Source organism: Leucobacter luti (assembly GCF_019464495.1).
GTDB lineage: Bacteria > Actinomycetota > Actinomycetes > Actinomycetales > Microbacteriaceae > Leucobacter > Leucobacter luti_A.
The window spans coordinates 2,918,707-2,940,265 of the sequence record NZ_CP080492.1 but is presented as its reverse complement, the minus strand read 5'-3'; the positions used below and the strand labels follow the sequence as shown (position 1 = coordinate 2,940,265).

General features: G+C 65.0%; 20 protein-coding genes and 1 pseudogene. 15 read left to right on the top strand and 6 right to left on the bottom strand.

Annotated elements, in window-relative coordinates; translation table 11 throughout:
* Positions 1-157: 157 nt before the first annotated feature.
* Entirely contained in the window at positions 158-1,231 is a 1,074-nt protein-coding gene (ychF, locus tag K1X41_RS13235) for a redox-regulated ATPase YchF (RefSeq protein ID WP_132202154.1), read from the bottom strand.
* A 40-nt stretch (positions 1,232-1,271) separates the two neighbouring features.
* Positions 1,272-1,700: a DUF1761 domain-containing protein gene (locus tag K1X41_RS13230; RefSeq protein WP_133615669.1), complete on the bottom strand. Its 429-nt coding sequence runs from the start codon at positions 1,698-1,700 to the stop codon at positions 1,272-1,274.
* Between the two features lie 174 nt (positions 1,701-1,874).
* Here K1X41_RS13230 and K1X41_RS13225 point away from each other — a divergent pair, with 174 nt between their 5' ends.
* The 3 genes from K1X41_RS13225 to K1X41_RS13215 all read left to right on the top strand — a co-directional run bounded on the left by K1X41_RS13225 (position 1,875) and on the right by K1X41_RS13215 (position 4,955).
* Positions 1,875-2,459, top strand: a complete 585-nt coding sequence (locus K1X41_RS13225; protein WP_220174805.1) for an exonuclease domain-containing protein — start codon at positions 1,875-1,877, stop codon at positions 2,457-2,459.
* Between the two features lie 134 nt (positions 2,460-2,593).
* Positions 2,594-3,931 carry a DNA recombination protein RmuC gene (locus K1X41_RS13220; RefSeq protein ID WP_133615667.1) on the top strand — a complete coding sequence of 446 codons (1,338 nt, stop codon included), beginning with the start codon at positions 2,594-2,596 and terminating at the stop codon, positions 3,929-3,931.
* A 448-nt stretch (positions 3,932-4,379) separates the two neighbouring features.
* Entirely contained in the window at positions 4,380-4,955 is a 576-nt protein-coding gene (locus K1X41_RS13215; RefSeq protein WP_220174804.1) for a hypothetical protein, read from the top strand.
* Between the two features lie 117 nt (positions 4,956-5,072).
* On the opposite strand, the gene glpX is transcribed toward K1X41_RS13215, so the two are convergent.
* On the bottom strand, positions 5,073-6,056 hold the full coding sequence (gene glpX / locus K1X41_RS13210) for a class II fructose-bisphosphatase (protein WP_132202144.1): 984 nt from the start codon (positions 6,054-6,056) through the stop codon (positions 5,073-5,075).
* 179 nt (positions 6,057-6,235) lie between these two features.
* Here glpX and fbaA point away from each other — a divergent pair, with 179 nt between their 5' ends.
* Together fbaA and K1X41_RS13200 are read left to right on the top strand one after the other, a co-directional pair.
* Entirely contained in the window at positions 6,236-7,264 is a 1,029-nt protein-coding gene (gene fbaA / locus K1X41_RS13205) for a class II fructose-bisphosphate aldolase (protein ID WP_132202142.1), read from the top strand.
* On the top strand, positions 7,264-8,103 hold the full coding sequence (locus K1X41_RS13200) for a DUF6264 family protein (RefSeq protein WP_220174803.1): 840 nt from the start codon (positions 7,264-7,266) through the stop codon (positions 8,101-8,103). Before fbaA ends, K1X41_RS13200 begins: the two co-directional genes overlap by 1 nt.
* Before the next feature lie 109 nt (positions 8,104-8,212).
* Here the strand turns inward: K1X41_RS13200 and K1X41_RS13195 are convergent, their stop codons facing one another.
* Positions 8,213-9,244, bottom strand: a complete 1,032-nt coding sequence (locus tag K1X41_RS13195; protein ID WP_132203923.1) for a 4-hydroxy-3-methylbut-2-enyl diphosphate reductase — start codon at positions 9,242-9,244, stop codon at positions 8,213-8,215.
* Between the two features lie 166 nt (positions 9,245-9,410).
* On the opposite strand from K1X41_RS13195, the gene xseA reads away from it, so the two are divergent.
* Together xseA and K1X41_RS13185 are read left to right on the top strand one after the other, a co-directional pair.
* Entirely contained in the window at positions 9,411-10,664 is a 1,254-nt protein-coding gene (gene xseA, locus K1X41_RS13190; protein ID WP_220174802.1) for an exodeoxyribonuclease VII large subunit, read from the top strand.
* A 169-nt stretch (positions 10,665-10,833) separates the two neighbouring features.
* A complete protein-coding gene (locus K1X41_RS13185) occupies positions 10,834-11,358 on the top strand; it encodes an Lrp/AsnC family transcriptional regulator (protein ID WP_133615663.1) in 525 nt (174 codons plus the stop codon).
* A 118-nt stretch (positions 11,359-11,476) separates the two neighbouring features.
* On the opposite strand, the gene K1X41_RS13180 is transcribed toward K1X41_RS13185, so the two are convergent.
* A complete protein-coding gene (locus K1X41_RS13180) occupies positions 11,477-12,604 on the bottom strand; it encodes a class II histone deacetylase (protein WP_220174801.1) in 1,128 nt (375 codons plus the stop codon).
* A gap of 263 nt (positions 12,605-12,867) precedes the next feature.
* Here K1X41_RS13180 and K1X41_RS13175 point away from each other — a divergent pair, with 263 nt between their 5' ends.
* The 8 genes and pseudogenes from K1X41_RS13175 to K1X41_RS13140 all read left to right on the top strand — a co-directional run bounded on the left by K1X41_RS13175 (position 12,868) and on the right by K1X41_RS13140 (position 20,331).
* Positions 12,868-13,863, top strand: coding sequence for a sugar ABC transporter substrate-binding protein (locus tag K1X41_RS13175; RefSeq protein ID WP_132202132.1), 996 nt, complete (start codon positions 12,868-12,870; stop codon positions 13,861-13,863).
* A 90-nt stretch (positions 13,864-13,953) separates the two neighbouring features.
* Positions 13,954-15,468 (top strand): ATP-binding cassette domain-containing protein, encoded by a 1,515-nt coding sequence (locus K1X41_RS13170; RefSeq protein ID WP_220174800.1) that lies wholly within the window; start codon positions 13,954-13,956, stop codon positions 15,466-15,468.
* 13 nt (positions 15,469-15,481) lie between these two features.
* A complete protein-coding gene (locus K1X41_RS13165) occupies positions 15,482-16,513 on the top strand; it encodes an ABC transporter permease (RefSeq protein ID WP_133615660.1) in 1,032 nt (343 codons plus the stop codon).
* A gap of 145 nt (positions 16,514-16,658) precedes the next feature.
* A complete protein-coding gene (locus K1X41_RS13160) occupies positions 16,659-16,913 on the top strand; it encodes an exodeoxyribonuclease VII small subunit (RefSeq protein ID WP_132202126.1) in 255 nt (84 codons plus the stop codon).
* A gap of 2 nt (positions 16,914-16,915) precedes the next feature.
* A complete protein-coding gene (locus tag K1X41_RS13155) occupies positions 16,916-17,599 on the top strand; it encodes a DUF4245 family protein (protein ID WP_133615659.1) in 684 nt (227 codons plus the stop codon).
* Entirely contained in the window at positions 17,596-18,273 is a 678-nt protein-coding gene (locus tag K1X41_RS13150; RefSeq protein ID WP_132202122.1) for a carbonic anhydrase, read from the top strand. The genes K1X41_RS13155 and K1X41_RS13150 overlap by 4 nt, the downstream gene beginning before the upstream one ends.
* A gap of 78 nt (positions 18,274-18,351) precedes the next feature.
* Positions 18,352-19,718 (top strand): annotated as a pseudogene (locus K1X41_RS13145) (class II fumarate hydratase).
* A gap of 94 nt (positions 19,719-19,812) precedes the next feature.
* The gene (locus K1X41_RS13140) at positions 19,813-20,331 is read left to right on the top strand and encodes a tetratricopeptide repeat protein (protein ID WP_132202118.1); all 519 of its coding nucleotides are present in this window, start codon (positions 19,813-19,815) and stop codon (positions 20,329-20,331) included.
* On the opposite strand, the gene K1X41_RS13135 is transcribed toward K1X41_RS13140, so the two are convergent.
* Complete coding sequence (locus K1X41_RS13135) at positions 20,279-21,499, bottom strand: MFS transporter (protein ID WP_165875556.1); 1,221 nt, start codon at positions 21,497-21,499, stop codon at positions 20,279-20,281. The two genes, K1X41_RS13140 and K1X41_RS13135, sit on opposite strands and share 53 nt — an antisense overlap.
* Positions 21,500-21,559 lie beyond the last annotated feature (60 nt).

Genomic DNA, 21,559 nt, shown 5'->3' with positions numbered 1-21,559 from the left:
AGCTTTCCCTTGCTCACCAACACGTGTGCGCGAACGCACGCCGCCCGGTGACCGAGAGAGGTGACGCGGCGATGCGCGGATCAGCCCGTTGTGGCCGTGTTCACGCAGAACTGATCCGACGCATCAGCGTCGCCCGGGACGAGTCCCGGAGGTGTACCTAGACGTTAAAACGCCACTCGCAGACATCGCCGTCCTGCATCACGTATTCCTTGCCCTCCATGCGCGCCTTGCCCTTCGCCCGGGCCTCCGCGACGGATCCGGTCTCGACGAGGTCAGCAAAGGAAATGATCTCGCCCTTGATGAAGCCCTTTTCGAAATCACCGTGGATCACGCCTGCTGCCTGAGGTGCGGTCGCGCCCTTGCGGATTGTCCAGGCGCGAGCTTCTTTCGGCCCAGCCGTGAGATAGGTCTGCAGGCCGAGCGTATCGAAGCCGACGCGGGCGAGCTGATCCAGCCCACTCTCCTCCTGGCCGATCGAGGCAAGCAACTCGGCCGCATCGTCGTCGTCGAGTTCGATGAGCTCGCTCTCAAGTTTGGCGTCGAGGAAGATCGCCTTCGCAGGAGCCACCAGCTCGGCGAGTTCTGCAAGCTTTGCCTGATCCTGCAGCACCCCCTCGTCCACGTTGAACACGTAGAGGAACGGTTTCGCGGTGAGCAGCCCCAGCTCGCGGATCGGCTCGATATCAATGCCGCTCAGGGAGAGGAGTGTGCCGGCGTTCAGCGCCTCGATGGCGGCGTTCGCGGTAGAGACGACTGCCGGGTCAATCTTCTTCGACTTCAACTCTTTTTCGTAGCGCGGCAGTGCCTTTTCGACAGTCTGCAGATCCGCGAGGATCAGCTCGGTGTTGATCGTTTCCATGTCGCTGGCCGGGTTCACCCCACCATCAACGTGAATCACATCGGGATCCGAGAAGCCACGCACCACCTGTGCGATGGCGTCCGCCTCACGAATGTTCGCGAGGAATTGATTGCCCAACCCCTCCCCTTCGCTTGCGCCACGCACAATACCCGCAATGTCAACGAATGACACCGGCGCGGGCAGAATGCGCTCAGAGCCGAAGATCTCGGCGAGTGTATCGAGCCGAGGATCTGGCAGGTTGACAACGCCAACGTTCGGTTCGATCGTTGCGAACGGGTAGTTCGCCGCGAGAGCGTCGTTGTGCGTAAGAGCGTTGAACAGGGTCGACTTGCCGACATTCGGCAGTCCCACGATTCCGATAGTTAGGGCCACAAGGGTTCAGTCTACCGGGCCGGAACTGCCCCGTCCCGCGCTAGCCGATCGCGGGTGGCCAGAGGCCGAGGATCACCGACATGACCAAGACGGTCACGAGCTCATGCACGATGTTCAGGAGGGTCAGTTTCACTGGTCTCCCCTCGAACGCGTCATGCGTGACGAAGCGCGCTGCGGTGAACCCCAGCCAGAGCACGAGACCGGTGACCACGGCCACAGCAAGGAACGATCCACCGGTGAACTCGAAAGCGATCCAAGTGGCGCCCGCAAGCACCCACGCGGTGATGAAACTGACGATCAGCGTGGCAATGATCGGGCCAGCCGCATCTTTCGCGTTGCCGCTCGGCGTGACCTTCGCGAGCTTCATCCAGATCGTTCCGAAAACCTTCGGTGTGTACCAAATTGACCCGACCACCATCGTTGAGATGGTCGCGACGAGCACTGCCCAGTAGTTAATCTCGGGAATCATGGTGGAGCCTCCATGCTCAGTCCGTCGAGCTGATGCCGGCGGTGCCCCTATTCTCCCACCGCGGGGCTTATCTGCCACGTGCCCCTCCCGTTCACCACCGGCGCCACCCACTCACCGCGTGCCCCACCCGCCCACTCACCGCGTGATGTCAGTGGGATATGTCAGGCTAAGAGGGTGTCCGTAGACTTCACCGCGATCGATTTCGAGACCGCGAACAACCATCCTTCTTCGGCGTGCTCCGTTGGCATGGTGCGGATCCGCGATGGCAAAGTCGTAGAACAGGCGTACTGGCTGATCCGACCGCCTGTGGCTCATCCACAGTTCCTGCCGTTCAACATCAAGATTCACGGCATCACTCCGGCGATGGTCGAGACGGCGCGAGACTGGTCCGGGCAGCTCGACGAACTGCGCGAGTTCATCGGGGACGATGTCACGGTCGCGCACAATGCGAGCTTCGATATGGGCGTGATTCGCGCTGCCTGCGCCGAGTCGGTCACGCCGACGCCACGGTTGAAGTACCTGTGCAGCGTGCAGGTCTCGCGGAAGACCTACGAGATCCCGTCGCACCGCCTTCCGCTCGCCGCGGCCGCAGCGGGCTTCGGAGCTTTCGCCCATCATGATGCCCTCGCCGATGCCCAGGCTTGCGCGGCCATCATCACTGACGCCGCGCGACGGCACGAGGCGGGCGATGTGGCACAGCTGGTGCGGGCCACCGGCCTGCGAATCCAGCAGCTGAAGGCGATCCCGCTCAAGCTGTAGCCGGGGCCCAAATTCCCGCGACGAGCACCGCCATCGTGACAGGGCGCGTCGCGGGGACGCGCTCGGCGGCGTCTTTGCCAGCGAAATCACGCGCGCGTCCCGCCAATGTCAGAGGTCACTGACAGTCTGTCTTTATGACCACGATCACTCTCGCGTTGCTGCTCATTCTCGTCGCGGTGCTCGCCGGTGGCGTTGGCGCGACACTCGGTGCGACACTGCGCGGTCGCTCCGCTGCCCGCACACTCGCCGCGACGGCTGAGGAGTACGCTGCGGATCGCGAGCGCGACTTCGCACTCGCCACTCAGCGCGCGAGGCTTGATGCGGAGGCCGGGGCACGGCTGCTGCGCGAAGAGCTCGCCGCTGCTGAGACGCGAGCGATGGGGCTTGAGGAACGGCTCCGCGATGCGCATCTCAACGCGCGCGAACGCTCGGACCTCGACCGAGAAGAACAGCGTGTGTTGCAGCAGCTCGCGCCGCTGCGCGACAGCCTCGGCAAGCTCGAGCAGACCGTGGCGGCATTGGAACAGCAACGCGCCACCCAACATGGCGAGCTCACGCAGCAATTGCGGCAGGCAGCGCTCGCTGAAGACAAACTCCGCGGCACGGCAGAGAGCTTGGCGGCAGCGCTGCGCTCGAACAACACGCGCGGGCTCTGGGGCGAGACACAGCTGCGCCGCATCATCGAGGCGGCCGGGATGATCGAGCACGTCGATTTCGAGGTGCAGCAGCAGCTCACGAGCGATCGCGGCGTGCTGCGCCCGGATGTCGTCATTCACCTCCCCGGCGGCAAGGCCATCGCGATTGATGCGAAGGTGCCGTTTGATGCCTACCTCGAAGCACAGCATCTCGCAGCGGGCCGCGGCTCGGGTGGGGAGGGCGACGCGGCTGACCCCAACTCCGCCGCTGGCGAGGCACGCCGCACGGCGCTCCTCGCCCAGCACTCCCGCGCACTACGGGAGCACATCGTGGCGCTCAGCAAACGCGACTACGCGAGTGCGCTCCCGGACTCCCCCGAGTTCGTGATCGCATTCCTCCCGAGCGAGTCGCTGCTGTCGAGCGCGCTCGACACTGACCCGCTCTTGCTCGAGTACGCATTCGAGCGTCGCGTCGCGCTCGCCTCACCCGTCAGCCTGTGGGCGATCCTGAAGTCCGTGGCACACAGCTGGCGCCAGGATTCGCTCACCGCAGAGGCCCGCACGCTGTTCGACCTCAGCCGTGAGCTGCACAGCCGGATCGGCCGCAGTGCGACGCATCTTGACAAGCTCGGCCGCACACTGTCGCGCGGAGTGCAAGATTACAACGCCTACGTCGGCTCCTTCGAGCGTCACGTGCTGCCCACCGCGCGCAAGATCAGTGCGCTCAACGGCGAGCAGATCGGGCCAGACCCCGTGCAGCTCGACGTCGCGGTGCGCCCGCTCATCGCCCCGGAGCTCCGCCCCGCCAGCGACCAAGACCCGGACGACGCCAAGTAGCGCACCAGGCATCTCGCCACGCACTTCGCGTGGGGTCCTAGGTGGCTCTTTCCGCACTGAAACAGCCGACTGGGGCACCTCGCGCGCCGCTTCTTTGCGCCCGCCCCCAAATCGCCGCAATCCTCGGCGCCCGCGCCCCCACCCAGCCTTAACGTCTGGGACGAGGGCAGCGCGGACGGGCGAGCCTCAGCGCTGAACAACTTGAGGAGGACGGGGAGGTTCATCCCGGGAATCTCTACCCGACATCAAATGCGATACGCCGTGATTCACGGCGCAACACGCTCAGTCATGGTCGATTCTTACACCAGATACGTCCAGCAAGCACCCAGGATCATCCCCGAAGTACTCAGATCTGACATGGGGAATAACTTCTGTGTAACCCTCGTTCTCCAAGCCCCATTGGCGATTCGGGTGCTTCGCTTCGAGGCCAGATCAGGAAAGGCAAGCCATGACGAAAGTACTCTTGAGAAACGGCGCTGTGCTGCGAAAATCTCTTCTCGCGACATTGGCAATCGTCGCTCTCTCTTTTGCTCCTACGACAGCCCACGCCACTGATGGGCTCGCAGAGTCCATCAGTGCTTTGCCGCCCGAAGAAATGAGCACCAGTATTGAGCAAACGATCGACGATCTTCTCGAAGAGCTCAGCGGCACCCAGTCTGACGAAGAAATCGATGCGCTCGTTACAAAGGGCAATACGACAGTGTTGGTTGATAGTGTGACAGGTGAACAGCTCTCAGCCGTACATCATTCAACCAGTGGCTTGAGCCCACGGGCGATCAGCTGGCTTTCTCCCGGATGTGGCACCTCAGGACGCGATGTGAGCGCCTGCATTGTGAGCGGTGGCAAGAATTTTGGGTATGTCGGCACCGGAAAACTCTCAGTGAACCTGAAGAACTCTACGTCGGCGGCTTCGGGGAGTTCCACGACCTCCGTCACCACCGCCACCACAGTTCATGTCATCGCACCGACCGTACGCATTCGGTTCAACTCTCCCGTGACGATCACCTACCTCACTCGGGGATAACGTACCCGGTTAAGTACTTCCCGGTGTTGCCCGGATCCTCTTCGTTGACATCAGCAGAAACACGAAAACCCCCGGGCTGGAAGGCCCGGGGGTTTTCGTGTTCAACGCGCGAAGAGATTAGTCCCAGCGGCTCGGGTCCATGTCGCTAATGATGTGGCGGATCGTGCCGGAGTGCGAGCGCATCACGATGCTCTCAGCGCGCACGAACGGTCCGCGGCGCTGTACGCCGTCGATGAACTCGGCATCGGTGATGCCGGTCGCCACGAAATAGCAGTTGTCGCTCGCAACGAGGTCATTCGCCTCGAGCACGCGATCGAGATCGTGCCCGGCGGCGAGGGCGCGCTCGCGCTCCTCGTCATCCTTCGGCCACAGCTTGCCCTGGATCACACCTCCGAGCGCCTTCACCGCACAGGCGGTGATGATGCCCTCGGGGGTGCCGCCGATGCCGACGCACATGTCGATGCGAGAATCCCAGCGCGCAGCGTTCACGCCACCGGCAACGTCGCCGTCCATCAGGAGTCGGGTGCCTGCACCGGCCTCGCGAATATCGGTGATGAGCTGCTCGTGGCGGGGACGATCCAGCACCGCAACGCGGATGTCAGAAACGTCAACCTTCTTGGCACGGGCCAGCGCGCGGATGTTCTCGCCGATGGGCCGGTTAATGTCGACCACGCCAACACCTTCGGGGCCGCACACGAGCTTGTCCATGTAGAACACCGCGGAGGGGTCATACATGCTGCCGCGATCAGCCACTGCGATCACGGAGAGCGCACCGGGGCGGCCCTCGGCCGTGAGGCGCGTGCCGTCGATCGGGTCAACGGCAACGTCGCACTCAGCGCCCTCGCCATTGCCCACGACCTCACCGTTGTACAGCCACGGAGCGTCATCCTTCTCGCCCTCGCCGATCACGACAGTGCCCGTCATGTTCACCGTGGAGAGGAAGCGACGCATTGCGTCAACTGCCGCGCCGTCAGCGGCGTTCTTGTCGCCACGGCCGATCCATGGCGTCGCGCGCATTGCTGCGGCCTCGGTTGCTCGAACGAGCTCCATCGCGAGGTTACGGTCGGGCTGCCATTCGCCAAGCGATACAGGTTCAGTCATGACGTCCAGCCTACCGCGTTCACCCCCGATACTCGGCCCGAACGCGTAGACTGAGGAAGCGAAGTGGGGGCACGAATGAAGTGTGTGCCCACCACAACGAAACTGCCGGCCAAATTCACCGCTCGAATTCGCCGCTATGAATCTCAGAATCTCACCGCCACGAATCACGAGGAGCACATATGCCCGTCGCTAGCCCGGAACAGTACGCCGCAATGCTCGACGCCGCCAAGTCGGGGGGATTCGCATTCCCAGCCGTCAACGTGTCGAGCTCGCAGACCCTCAACGCAGCCCTGCAGGGCTTCGCCGAGGCAGGCTCCGACGGCATTCTCCAGGTCAGCTTCGGCGGTGCAGATCACTTCGCCGGCCACACCGTGCAGAACCGCGCGGGCGGCGCTATCGCCTTCGCGAAGTTCGCAGAAGAGGTCGCAAAGGCCTACGACATCACCGTCGCGCTCCACACTGACCACTGCCCGAAGCAGCACCTCGAAAACTTCGTGCTACCGCTCGTCGCCGCGAGCGAGGAGCGCGTCAAGCAGGGCGGGCAGCCGTATTTCCAGTCGCATATGTGGGATGGCTCGGCTGTGCCGCTCGCGGAGAACCTCGACATCGCGCGCGAGCTCCTCCCCCGCCTCGCAGCGATCAACGTCATCCTTGAGGTCGAGATCGGCGTCGTTGGCGGCGAAGAGGACGGCATCACACACGAGATCAATGACCAGCTCTACACCACCTTGGACGACGCGGTCGCAACGGTTGAGGCGCTCGGCCTCGGCGAGCAGGGCCGATACCTCACCGCACTCACCTTCGGCAACGTGCACGGCGTGTACAAGCCGGGCGGCGTGAAGCTTCGCCCCGAACTCCTCGCTGAGATCCAGTCCGGGCTGCAGGCAAAGTACGGCACGGCCGCGAAGCCGCTCGACCTCGTGTTCCATGGCGGATCCGGCTCCTCGTCCGAGGAGATCGCCGAGGCGGTGCGCAACGGTGTCATCAAGATGAACATTGATACGGATACGCAGTACGCGTTTACGCGCCCGCTCGCCGACTTCATCCTCACCAACTACGAGGGTGTGCTGAAGATCGACGGCGAAGTCGGCAACAAGAAGATGTACGACCCGCGCGCATACGGCCGGGTCGCAGAGAGCGGCATGGCTTCTCGCATCGCCCTCGCCGCAGAACAGCTCGGCTCAGCCGGCAAGTCAGTGAGTAAGTAATGGCAGAACAGCCGACAGATCCCACGCAGGAGGGTGCAGCACCGTCAGCGCCCTCTGCGCAGTCGAGCTCCCCGGCGCAACCAGCGCCGCGCCCCGCTCAGCCCGCCTACGGTGAGTACGCTCCTGAGGGATGGAGTTGGAAGCCGGAGGGCGCAGCCGACGATCCGGCATCGAACCAGACCACGGGCCAGAGCACGGCCCCCGCAGCACCGCACGCTGCCGCAGCACCGCCGGCTGGCGTGCCGCACAACCTCGGGGCACCGGCTCGACCCGCCGCGGAGCAACAGGCTGCTGGCGCACCGTACCGCGCAGCAGCACCACAGGCACCGGCGCAGCCGCAGACCCCGGCACAGCCGCAGAACCTGGGCTCGCAGGGCTCCGGCCAGCTGCCACCTGCGTACCGCGTTCCCGGCCCCAAGGGCCCGCGCATCGGCGACCGCGTTGTCACGATCCTGCTGCTCGCGCTCGGTGCGTTTGGCGCACTCAATATTGCGTCGTCGTTCTTCAACCTCGAAGCGCAGATCCGCCTCACCGGCACCATGATCGGTGTGGATTCGCCGCAGCTTGCGAGCTGGGTCGGCCCCCTCGGCATCATCAGCGGCCTCGTCGTACTCTTACTGTTCGCTCTCACGCTAATCTTCTCGATTCAGCGGATGCGCGCCAACAAGCTCACGTTCTGGGTGCCTTTGGTCGCCGGCGTCGTCGCGGTCATCATCCTCATGATTGTCCCGATGATCGCCATGAGCGGTGCCCCTGACATCATGCAGCAGCTTGAAAGCGATCCAACCGGATCGCTCGACAAGATGATGGACTACCTCACGCAGCTCCAGCAGCCGTAGTCAGGCCGCACCAACACCGATGGGTCCCGGTTGGTCGCTTCAACACATATGAAGCAACGAACCGGGACCCATCGGTGTGTGACGCGGGTGCGGGCGCGGGCCCGGATCGCTAGCGCACGCGGCCGCCGAGTGCGCGAGCGTCGCGCTTGCCCTCGGCGTCCTGGCGCAGTTCCTTCGGCAGCGAGAACACCAGGTCTTCTTCGGCGGTGACGACGGCGCGCACGTCGCCGTAGCCAGCCTCGCCCAGGTCGTCGAGCAGCTCCTGCACGAGCACCTCAGGCACCGAAGCTCCGCTGGAGATGCCAACAGTGCGCACTCCCTCAAGCCATTCCTGCTTCACCTCTTCGGCAAAGTCCACAAGGTAGGCCGCCTTCGCACCGTACTCGAGCGCCACCTCAACGAGGCGCACCGAGTTCGAGGAGTTTGTTGACCCGACCACGAGCACGAGATCGGCTTCTGGCGCGATCTTCTTAATCGCCACCTGGCGGTTCTGCGTGGCGTAGCAAATATCATCGCTGGGCGGATCCTGCAGCTTCGGGAACCGCTCACGCAGCCGCCGCACCGTCTCCATCGTCTCGTCAACTGAGAGCGTGGTCTGCGACAGCCAGATCAGCTTTTCGGGATCCTTCACTTCAAGCGAGTCGACGTCGTCAGGCGAGTTCACGATCGTGATGTGATCCGGTGCCTCGCCAGCAGTACCCTCGACCTCTTCGTGCCCGGTGTGCCCGATCAGCAGGATTTCCATGTCCTGCTTCGCGAAGCGCACGGCCTCGCGGTGCACTTTGGTCACGAGCGGGCAGGTCGCGTCAATGGCGTGCAGTCCACGATCGTCAGCTGCCTGCACCACCGCGGGAGAGACTCCGTGCGCGGAGAAGACGACGTTCGCGCCCTCCGGCACTTCGTCGACCTCCTCAACAAAAATCGCGCCCATCTTCTCCAGCGTCTTCACGACGTGGACGTTGTGCACGATCTGCTTGCGCACGTAGACCGGAGCACCAAAGCGATCCAGCGCCTTTTCAACCGCCACGACCGCGCGATCCACACCGGCGCAGTACCCGCGCGGGGCAGCGAGCAGCACCTGTTTGGCGCCGTCAACCTGCGTGGCTTTCAGGCGGCCGGCCTGGCGCCGCATGCGGGGCATCGCGAGACTCACGACCGGAGCGCCAATAGTGCGCTGATCAGGCAACGGGGCAGGGGTATTCATAGCACCGATTCTACCTCCCCTTCCCTCAATACTCCCGGGGTACGGCGGGGCGCGCGCGCCGCCGTCCGCCGCCGATGTCAGAGCTCGCCGCTAGGGTGGAGCCATGGCCGAATCAGAATCGGGATCCGCCCCGGGAAGCAGCCCAGCGACACGGGAGTCCCCGTGGCCGGTTGGCCTCATGAGCGAGAAGATCGCGGCGTGGGTGGATCGGCTGGGCCAGGTCTGGGTCGAGGGCGAGGTCACCCAGTGGCAGGTCCGCGGCGGCCACGTCTACGGCAAGCTCAAAGATCTCGGCCAGGACGCCACAGTGAGCTTCACCGTGTGGCGCTCGGTGGCGCAACGCCTGAGCAGCGAGTTCGCGCAGGGCGACCGCGTGATCGCACTCGTCAAGCCCAACTTCTGGGTCAAGGGCGGCTCGCTCACCGTGCAGGTCTTCGATCTCTCCCACGTGGGTCTCGGCGAGCTGTTGGAACGGCTCGAGCGGCTCAGGCGTCAACTCCAGAGCGAGGGGCTGTTCGATCCAGCGCGCAAGCGCACGCTCCCGTTCCTGCCTGGCAAGATCGGCCTCGTGACCGGCCGCGATTCCGACGCTGAAAAAGACGTGGTGCGCAATGCCACACTCCGCTGGCCAGGTGTGCAGTTCAAGATCCACTACGCAGCGGTGCAGGGTGATCGCGCCGCCACTGAAGTTGCGGCCGGGATCGAGGCGCTGGATCAGGATCCGACCGTCGACGTGATCATTGTGGCCCGCGGCGGCGGCGATTTCCAGAATCTGCTCCCGTTCAGTGACGAGCGCGTGGTGCGAGCGGCAGCGGCGGCAACGACACCGGTGGTGAGCGCAATCGGCCACGAGGCCGACCGACCATTGCTCGACGAGGTGGCGGATCTGCGTGCCTCGACCCCCACGGACGCGGCGAAGCGCGTTGTCCCCGATGTTGGCGAGGAACTTGCGGGCATCGATCAGGCTCGCGCACGCATGAGCTCCAGGCTCGGTCAGCTGCTCTCATACGAGACGGATCGCATCTCGCAGCTGCGTGGTCGCCCGGTGCTGCGCACCCCGGAGCGCATCGTGGACGAGCGCGCCGAAGAGCTCGTGCGCTGGATCGCCCGCGGCACTGAGCTGGCTGATCGCGCGATCGTGGATCGCAGCCGCTCGCTGACAGATCTCCGGGCCCGCCTCACTTCCCTGTCACCGCAAGCAACGCTCGAACGCGGCTACGGCATCGTGCAACTCGCTCACGGCGCAGTGTTGCGGGACGCTGGAGACGCACCGGCTGGCACACCGATCAGAATCTCGCTCGCAGCGGGCAAGCTCGCCGCGGTGTCGGAGGGATCAGCGGGCCCGGCGCCGAAGTAGCCCTGCCCCGAACAGGCCCAGCGTCGAACAGGCCCAGCACCGAAGTCACGCTGCTCCAACAGGCCTGGCGCCGAAGTCGCGCAGCGTCGCCGTCGCCCTGAGCCGAAGCAATCGAGCATCGCGGCCCGCCGCCGCGCGCCACCACCGCCGCCGTGCAATACTGCACAGCATGGGAAAGGCGCGAGCGGAGACACCGGAGCCGGGGAGTCTCGTCACTGAAGCAACAGACGAACCGCCGTGGATGCTCGATCAGGTTGACGAGCGGCTGATCGGGCTGCTCGAACGCGATGGACGCATGAGCTACGCCGAACTCGGCACAGAAGTGGGTCTCACCCCAGGCGGAGCCCGTGCACGCGTGAAGCGGCTGCAGGAACGCGGCGTGGTGCGCGTCATCGGTGTCACGAGCCCTCACGCAGTCGGGCTTCGAAGCATTGCGAGCCTGCAGATCGAAGTCGAAGGCGATATCGATCGCGTTGCGGACGAAATCTCGCAGTTTCCCGGCGTGCGCTACCTCGTGCTCGGATCCGGCAATTTCAGCCTGCTCGCTGAGGTCTACGCGCAGTCTTCATCCGAGCTCTTCTCGCTGATCAACCGTCAGATCCGCGAAGTCGCCGGAGTCTCCCGGATCTCGACCTTTTTGTATGAGGCCGTGCACACGCATCGTCCGGTCTTTCCGACGACGAACGGCCGCTAGCCGGGAGCGGGCGGCGGTGCTCTGAATAGCAGCAGCCCCATCGCTCACCCCCGAGCACGGACCTCGGCTCGGCCCCTACGGGCGGCACGCTGACGCTAGCGCTCGCGTGCCGCCCGCGTCACGGCTCACCGACGATGAGGCCGAGCGCCCGAGCAAATTCAGCAGAGCGGTCAATGATGTCGGTTTGCCACTCGGTCAAGGCGCGAGTTGGCGAGCTGCCGATCGAAACGTTAAACGGATCCTCGACTCCTGTCGTGATTCCGCTCAGCACTTCGAGCACCGCGATCCCGCAAAACGGCACGTGCACGGCGGAGTAGCCACCCTCGTGCGAGAAGACGATCTTGCCGTCGCAGGCATCATCCGCGATCGCCAGCAGCCGCTCCGCGATGCCGCGGAACCCATTCGAGGTGACACTCATCCGCCCGAGGGGATCCAGAGCTGACGGGTCGAAGCCGCTCGACACGATGATGAGATCGGGGGCGAACGCCCGGATGGCCGGTCCCGCAACACGATCCACGACCGACCAGTATGCGCCGTCACCTGATCCGGCCGGAAGTGGCACGTTGATATTTGTACCGGCACCTGCGTCGCCTCCGCGTTCCTCGGCCAGGCCGCTGTCGACAGGGAAGAGCCGATCCTGGTGCACCGAAATCGTCAACACATCGGGATCATTCCAGTAGATTTTCTGCGCGCCGTTGCCGTGGTGGACGTCATAGTCGAAGATGGCAACCCGGCGCACTCGCCGCTCCGCACGCAGCGCTTCGATCGCGATCGGGACGTTCGCGAAGAGGCAGTAGCCCCGACCCTGATCGGGCTCCGCGTGGTGTCCAGGCGGGCGCACGAGCGCATAGGCGTTGTCCGCGGTCCCATCGAGCACGGCCCGTGCAGCAGCGAGGGTGCCACCCGCCGCGAGCTTCCCCAGTTCGAAGCCACCGCGGCCGAAGGGCGAGAAGCCATCCCCAGCATCGCCGCCGCCAGCGTCGGACTGACTCCGGATGCGATCGAGGTGCGCCGGAGTGTGCACGCGCAGCAGGTCCTCGTCGGACACTTCCTGCGCACGCACACGGGTGAGCTGGTCGATCAAGCCAGATACCTCAACGAGCCCCGCGAATCGCGCTTTGGAATCCGGGCTCTCAAAGTTGCGATACGGCTGCACATATCCCCCGGCCGGCACCAACCCGGCGTGAGTCCCTGTGTCGTGCCATGCGTATCGCTCGTGCCACACGTATCCGGTCTTGCGCGTCATTGCGGTGTCCTTTCGACTTGCCCATCCGCCCGCTGGCTTCACTGCCCGGGGCCGGCGCGATCCACGATAGGGGCAGAATTCACAAATGACAAACGATTATTAAGTTTGTGTGACTAAACAACAACAGAGTTAAAAATTCATTGACTATTCGCGTAGTCATGTGGTCGTATTGTTCACGCCGCGAGCAACGAATGCCGCGCGGCACCTCCGTGCCCCGCATTCACGCGGAACAGGTACGGACCAACGACAAAGGAGTCACAGACATGAAACGCATGCGTCGCACTCTGGCCGTGGTCGCGCTCACCGCCAGCACCGCACTCGCACTCGCAGGCTGCACCTCGGGCGGCGGCTCTGACGCAGGCTCTGGCGCAGGATCCGGCGGCGCCGACAAGGGCGCTGTCGCAATGAGCTTCGCCGGCCTCGATATCCAGATCTGGAACGACATGCTGCCGTTCATGGAGACCGCTGTCACCGATGCCGGCTACGAGTTCGTCACCGACGACCCGAAGTGGAATGCGCAGACGCAGGTGCAGGATTGGGAATCCTGGATCGTACGCGGCGACATCAAAGCGATCATGGGCTACCCGGTGCAGTCGGACGCCATGGTGGCGGTCACCAGCCAAGCCACCGACGCTGGCATCCCCGTACTGGGCTATGGCAGCACCTGGGAGGGCGTCGCAGGAGCGGTCGTGCTCGATCACGAAGCTGACGGCCGCGAAGCAGGCACCCGTGCGGCAGAGTGGATCAAGGAGAAGTACGGCGACGAGCAGGTCGACGTGGCATTCCTCGGGTGGCCGGACACCGATCTCGGCCGCCTCCGTGGCAAGGGCATGCTCGATGCACTCGACGCTGCGAAGCTCAACCTGAATATCACTGAGCACAAAGTACTCAGCCTCGATGACGGCTACGCCGCAGTACAGAACCAGCTGAACGCAGTGCCAAATACAAAGGTGTGGCTCGCCATCGCAAATGACCCCGCACTCGGGGCGTACCAGGCGCTGACGGATTCCGGCGTCTCTCCCACCGACGAAAGCATGCTGCTCGTCAATCTCGACGCCACGGATGCCGAGCTCGAGATCATCGCGGAGCCACAGTCATTCTGGCGCTACGCATTCATCGCGCCGGCACGTGAACTCGCCGAAGCGAACGCGCAAATGCTCATCGACGCGGCTGAGGGAAAGAGTGTCACCGACGAGACGGTACCGACGGTCGAGGTGACCGCGGACAACGCAGACCAGTACCTGCTCGCCAACCAGTAGCACCCTTGCTGGGGCGCCGACTCCCCGGCGCCCCAGCTTTTCAGGCACACCGGCGCACATACCCGGGGAACCGGTGGAAGGAGAGTCACCATGCCGCGTGACACACAACAGCGCGAGCCACTGCCTGGATCGCAGCTGCCAACACGACTCGCGTATTCGGGGGTGACCGTCGACTTCGGTGCGACGCGCGCGCTCGAAGACGTCAGCTTTGCGGCAGCACCAGGCGAGATCATTGGCCTCCTCGGTCACAACGGCGCAGGCAAAAGCACCCTGTGCAACGTGACGACCGGAGTGATCCAGGCCACAGGAGGCGCATTTACCGTCGACGGCGTGGCGGTCGCGCGCAAGCTCACTCCGCGTGAGGCCGCGCAGCTCGGCATCACGGTGATCCACCAGGAACCCGCCCTCGCGCCAAACATGTCAGTGCTGGAGAATCTCTTCCTCGCCCGACCTGCGCCGCGCATGGCCGAGCGGCGACGGCTCGCGACCGAAGCGCTCGCCACAGTCGGCGCTCAGCTCCCCCTCGACATGCCCGTTGCGGCGCTCGGCCTGGGAGAGCGTCAGCTCGTCGACCTGGCACGCGGGCTGCTCGCAGGTGAGATGAAAGTGCTGCTGCTCGACGAGCCGACAGCTGCACTCGGCAAGGCCGAAACAGAAGCACTGCACGAGTTGATCCGGAGCTTTGCCGCCCAGGGGGTGACCGTGCTCTACGTCTCGCATCGACTTCCCGACATCCTCGAAGTGTGCACCAGAATCGTCGTGCTCCGGGGTGGCCGCCTGGTAGTCGACGGCCCCACCACCGATTTCACCCCGGCGCGTCTCGCCGAGGCCCTCGTACCTGATCTCCGCTCACTGGATTTCACCCACACTGAGCCCGGTCAGGCGGTCGTTGAGCTGCCATCCGATGACCCGCTGCACGAGGATCTCGTGGTTCGCTCCGGCGAAGTGGTTGGTCTCTTCGGCATGGCAGGCGGGCCACAATTCGCGCTCGCCGCCAGTCTCGGCGGGGCAGGAACACCGCGTCAGTTTCAACTCGATGGCGAACCGGTGCGATTCACCTCCCCGGCGCAAGCAATCAAACGCCGCGTGTTCTTCGTACCTCCGGATCGCGATACCGAAGGACTCGTCGGATCTGAAACCGCGATCGACAACGTGATGCTCCCCTGGTTTGGCCAATCCGGGGCGCGCGGCTGGTGGGTCTCCGGCGCCTCGGGTCGCGAGGTGTACACGCACGCACGCACCGCACTCGATATCCGAGGTCCCGGCGCAGACGCTGAAATCTCGCAGTTCTCCGGGGGCAACCGGCAGAAGCACCTCCTCGCCAGGTGGCTCTACCCGGCTCAGCCCCGGCTCCTCGTGCTCGCGCAACCAACGCAAGGCGTCGACGTTGGCGCGAAGCTCGACATCGTCGAGGCGGTACGCGCCGCGGCGGCCGCTGGAGCCGCCGTCGTCGTCGCGTCAAGCGAATCCGACGAAATCGCGAGCATGTGTGATCGCGCTGTCACCGTGAATGGTGCAACCCACCAGGACGTGCCGCGCTCCCCCAAGTTCAACGAAGACCTCCTTGCCTCCCTCCTCACCCGTGTCGCTCCGGCGCGGGCCTGATCGAAAGCCGCCCATGAACTCCGAACGCCTTAAGATTTTTGCCGCGAAAAATGGCATCTTCCTCGCCCTCGTTGTGCTCGTCGCCGTGTTCTCGATCCTGCGCCCGAACTTCTTCTCATTCGCCAACGGTCAGAGCATCCTGTTGCAGGCAGCCGAGCTCGGCCTGATCGCCATTCCGGCTGCATTCCTCATCATGTCGGGAAGCATCGATCTGTCCGTCGGTTCGGTGGCCTCAGCTGCCGCGATCACAGGCGGACTCACCATGAGCAGCACCGGGTCGACGCTGCTCGGTTTCCTCGTTGCGATCATGACCGGAGTCGCTGCCGGCGCACTCAACGGCTTCCTCATCTCGTATCTCGGCCTCAACTCCTTCGTGGTCACGCTGGGTGCGCTCAGCGTCTGGGGTGGGTTCGCTCTCCTCATCTCCGACGGTCGCACGGTCCCGCGTGCCGAGCTCCCCGAAGCATTCCGAGCGATCGGCACGCTGAAGGTCGGGCCTGTGCCAATCCAGATCATCGCGCTCATCTTCGTCATCGCGCTCGGCTGGTACGTGCTCAATCACACGAAGTTCGGCAAAGAAGTGAAGGCCATCGGTGGCAACGAGCGGGCTGCACGACTCATGGGCGTCAATGTGCAGCGTTCTCGGTTTCTCTTGTTCGTAGCCACTGGCGCCTTCGCGGCTCTCGCCGGGCTATTTTTGTCGGCCAAAGTGCAGTCAGCAAACCCGAATATCGGCTCGGGCCTGGAACTCGAAGTGCTCACCGTCGTGTTGCTGGGTGGCGTAGCCTTCGAGGGCGGCGTCGGTCGGATCAGCGGCGTCGTCGCTGGCTTGCTCTTCTTCCGCGTGCTGCGAGCCGGGCTCGTCTTCATGCAGGCGTCGCCATTCCTGCAGACGATTCTGGTCGGTGCAACGCTGATCATTGCCGTTGCGCTGGACACCTCCGTGCAACGGATCATCCGGCGCTCCTGGGCAAAGCTCGGCAAGAAAGCGGTCGATCCGGAATCGGAGTCGGCCCCGCCGCCAACAGCCGCGGCCACGCGGTAGCGACGGGGAACTCAGCGAGCGGGAGTACTGCGGGATCTCTGCGAGCGCGCTGTGCGGCGGGAAGCCACCGCACAGCGCGCTCACTCGTCTGCAGTCCTCGCGAGCACCGCGCGCGCTCCCATCCACGGTGAGTAGACTGGCAGCCATGTCTGCTTCCGAGACCCGGGATCCCGCTGCCCTCAGCTATGAGGAGGCCCGTGACGAGCTTATTCAGGTCGTCTCTCGCCTCGAACAAGGGGGGACGACACTCGAAGAGTCGTTGCAGCTCTGGGAGCGAGGCGAAGTCCTCGCCGCCCGATGTGAAGAGTGGCTGATCGGCGCCCGGCAGCGGCTCGAATCCGCGCGTCAGGGCTCGGGAGCGGTTGACACAACAGCTACAGGCCAGGGGGCAGACGCGTAGTCATGGCGAAGAAGAACAAACCGCCCGTCGTGGTGGCCGAGCTCGGCCGCCCGGAAACGACGGCAGAAACCGCCGCGCGCAAAGCTCGCGATAGCCGGCTCTACCGCCAGCGCAAGACGGTCAACAATCTCGTGTTCTCGCTGCTCGTCACGCTCGGGCTCGTCCTGGTCATGTACCTGCTCGTGCCGCGCGGCACCGATACGTTTGCGGAGCAGTCCGTCAACGTCGCCGAGCTCGCCGTTGAGGCCGCCCCCAGCGCCGGACGCACGCTCGCGGCTCCCGCCGTCGACGATGGGTGGAAGGCGAAACAGGCACAGCTGCGCGGCGGCAGCGGCATTACCTCGTGGCAGCTCAATTACACGACCGCTGACGAGGCCTACGCCGCTGTAACCCAGGCTTTCACCGCTGACGGCGCCCCAGTCAACGACACGTGGATCGCGCAGCAGCTCGAACAGCAAGCCCCCACGGGCACCGAGCAACTGGGTGGTATCGAGTGGATCGTGTATGACCACACCGACCGCAACCCCGGCGAGGCCAACATGCTGTTCGGGATGCAGGGCACCTGGGGCAATGACACGATCCTGGTTTATGGCACCGATACCCCCGCGACCATCCGGGTGCTCGCCTCGCAGGTGGCCGAGTCGCTCGGCGAGCCAGATGCCGTTACTGCGAAGGAGATCGAATGAGCACGACCCCCCGCGTCACCCCCCAGCAAGCTTGGGACGAGTTTGCGGCGGGCAACGAACGGTTTGTCAACGGCGCGTCTGCGCATCCGAACCAGAACGTTGAACGCCGGAGCGAGCTCGTCAACCAGCAGACCCCCGACGTCGCGCTGTTCGGCTGCTCTGATTCCCGACTCGCGGCCGAGATCATCTTCGACTGTGGCCTCGGCGACCTGTTCATCGCGCGCAATATGGGCCACGTCGTTGCGGAGTCGATCACCGCGTCGATGGAGTACGCCGTGACCGAGCTCGGAGCGTCGCTGATCGTCGTGCTCGCCCACGATTCCTGTGGCGCCGTCGCCGCCGCAATCGACCAGTCGAGCCGCACGCCATCGACCACGACCTCGTCGGTGCGCCACACACTCGCTCCGATCCAGCCGGCCGTGCAGCAGCTCTGGCTCCGCAACAACACGGACACCCCGTACGCAGACGCCGCAAAAATCGACGCGAACGCCGTCGGCCGGATCCACCTCGCCGCAACTGTCAACGAACTGCTGCGCACCTCGCGCGCAATCAGTGACGCCGTTGACGCAGGCACGCTCGCCGTGGTCGGCTGCCAGTACCGCCTGACCGAAGGCCGTGCCGTGCCGTATACCGTCGTTGGCCCCGTCGAGGTCGACCTCGCCCCCCTTGACTAATCCCGCATCACCCCGCAATCCCTGAGACAAAGGACAGTTGTGACTGAAGAGATCGAGTACCGCATCGAGCACGACACGATGGGTGAGGTCCGCGTTCCCAAGAACGCGCTCTACGCCGCGCAGACGCAGCGCGCCGTAGAAAACTTCCCCATTTCAGGCTCGGGTCTGGAATCGGCCCAGATTGTGGCCCTCGCCCGCATCAAGCGCGCGGCAGCGCTCGCAAATGCTGAGCTCGGCATTCTTGACGGCAACATCGCCCGCGCAATCGAGGCCGCAGCCGACGAGATCATTGCTGGCGCGCACCACGATCAGTTCCCCGTCGACACCTACCAGACGGGCTCTGGCACGTCGTCGAACATGAACATGAACGAGGTGCTCGCTGCGCTCGCGACAAAGCACCTCGGCGCTCCCGTCCACCCGAACGATCACGTGAATGCGTCGCAGTCCTCAAACGATGTCTTCCCCACGTCCGTGCACGTGGCTGTGACCGGTGCGCTGATCGAACAGCTCAAGCCCGCGCTCGCACACCTTGCAGAGGCGCTCGAGGAGAAGGCTGAGCTGTGGAAGACCGCAGTGAAGTCGGGCCGCACGCACCTTATGGATGCAACCCCGGTCACGCTCGGCCAGGAGTTCGGCGGCTACGCAGCGCAGATCCGCTACGGCATTGAGCGCATCGACGCCGCACTCCCCGCGTCGCCGAGGTGCCCCAGGGTGGCACGGCCGTCGGCACCGGCATCAACACGCCGCTCGGCTTCCCCGAGAAGGTCATCGCCGAGATCGCCGCTTCAAGCGGCCTGCCGATCACCGAGGCGCGTAACCACTTCGAGGCGCAGGCGAACCGCGATGGCCTCGTTGAGGCATCGGGCGCACTCCGCACGATCGCGGTGTCGCTCACGAAGATCGCCGAGGACGTTCGCTGGATGGGATCCGGCCCCAACACCGGTTTCGGTGAGCTGCACATCCCCGATCTGCAGCCCGGCTCCTCGATCATGCCTGGCAAGGTCAACCCCGTAATCCCCGAGGCGACCCTTATGGTCTGCGCACGGGTCATCGGCAACGACGCCACGATCGCCTGGGGCGGAGCGCGTGGCAACTTCGAGCTCAACGTGATGATCCCCGTCATGGGCACCGCGCTGCTCGAGTCGATCCGCCTGCTTTCCAATGTGTCGCGCGTCTTCGCCGATAAGACCGTTGCTGGCCTCGCCGCCAACTTCGAGCGCATGGAAACTCTCGCAGGCATGAGCCCCTCGACCGTGACCCCGCTGAATCGCCTTATCGGCTATGAAGCCGCAGCAAAGATCGCGAAGCACTCCGTTGCCAAGGGCATCACGGTGCGCGAGGCCGTGGTGGATCTCGGCTACGTCGAGCGCGGCGAAGTCACCGAGGCCGACCTCGACAAGGCACTCGATCTGCTCTCGATGACCCACCCGGGCGTCGCGAAGTAGCTCGCAGCACGCACGGCACTGTGCCGCGGGCCGGATCGGTGATCCTGCCCGCGGCACAGTGCATTGAGGGCCGCAGCTGGAGAAGGGATCTGCAATGCCATCAGAAAGCTGGCAGGCACGAGTTGACGCAGTGTGGGCAGACAGCGCCGCAAGCCCTGAGGTCGTACTCGCACGCATCGAGGCGCTCGTCGGAGAGCTCGACGACGCGGATCCGCGTGGTCCCTTCGAACTCGGCGGCGCCCACGATTCCGCGGGCCACGAGGAACTCGCGGTCGCGCACTATGAGCGAGCGATTGAACTGGGGCTGGCCGGTACCGCACGCGCTGAACTCACCGTGCAGCTCGCCTCGACGCTCCGCGTGCTCGGTCGGTACGACGAGGCGATCGCGCTGCTGCGCGCGAGCGACCCGGATCCCGCGCTCGGAGCCGCGCCAGAGGCCTTCCTCGCGCTCGCGCTGCACTCAGCAGGACGGTACGACGAGGCTCTTGCGGTGTCACTCGATGCCCTGATCCCGCAGCTTCCCCGCTACCAACGGTCCCTGCGTGGATACGCTGCAGAACTCAGAGCTGCTGCGGAGAGCGCTCCTCGCGCTGCTCAGCCCGGCGCCGTTTGAGGACCTGAGTCAGCAGCACTCCAATCGTGCCCTGCAGGATCACGGATCCGACGAGCACGGTGAGCACCACGCTCCAGGAATCAGTTGCCTGCCGCAGTGCGCCGGCTCCGAGCGGGCCCAGCGTCGCAATCGAGTATCCGAGCGACTGCACCAGCGTCGACACGCGCGCCGATTCCGCGGCGTTCGCGCCAAAGCCAGCGATCAGCGCAAGCACGAGTGGGAACGCGCACATGCCGATGCCGATCAGGGCGGCCCAGAGTTCCGGCAGCGCGGCGGGAGCCACGAGCAGGCCGGTGAGTCCGGCGACACTTGCCGCGGCAACGAGCGTAAAGCCGATCCGCATCCGGCCAATACCGCGCGCAAGTGGGACGACGAGCACGGTGGCTGGTACGCCGACAGCCATCGTGATGCCAAGCAGCATCCCCGAACGCTCTGGCGGGATCCCGGCGTCGGACGCGATCGTCGGAAGCCACCCCATCGCAACGTAGCTGAGCAGTGCTTGCAGTGCGAAGTAGGCAGCGAGCAGCCCCGTTCCTGCGGGCAGCGGGCGGCGGGTTCCCGGCAGCATCACCGTGCCAGACGCGGTCAACTCCGGTTCACCGGCGCCCGCGCTTGGTCCGCCCTTGGGCATGGCGATCGCCCAGACGACGACGGCGATGAGCGCGGGAATGGCCCAGAGGGCGAGGCCCACAGAGGGTGAGCCCGCCCAGTTCGCGAGCGGCACGGCCACCGCCGCTGCGGTCGCCGCACCGACAGACATCAAGGTCGTATACGCCGTCGTGACCGGTCCGATCCGCTGCCCAAAGTGGGCACGCACGACCGCAGGGAGCAGGATGTTGACCATCGCGAGGCCGCCAGTTGCGACGATGGTGCCAATCACCACGACCCAGGGGTCGGGGATTGCACGAACCGCAAGCCCTCCCGTGAGCGCAATCATGCCGCCGAGCACGACCTTCTCGGCGCCGTAGCGGAGGGCAAGGCGCGCGGTGCTGATCCCGGCAATCGCAAACACCGCGGTCGGGATCGCTGGCACCAGCACCACGGCGAAGGCGGACAGCGCCCCGGTCTCGGTGAGCGCGGTGAGCAAGGCACTCGCGCTCGTGATCCCGAGCCGCAGGTTCAGGGCCACCAGGAGGAGCGCGACCAGGAGCGGCGCGGCGCGTCCCAACGCCGACCGCTCCCGTGCTGCCAGCCCCGACCGATTCCTCGCGTTCACCACTTCACCCCT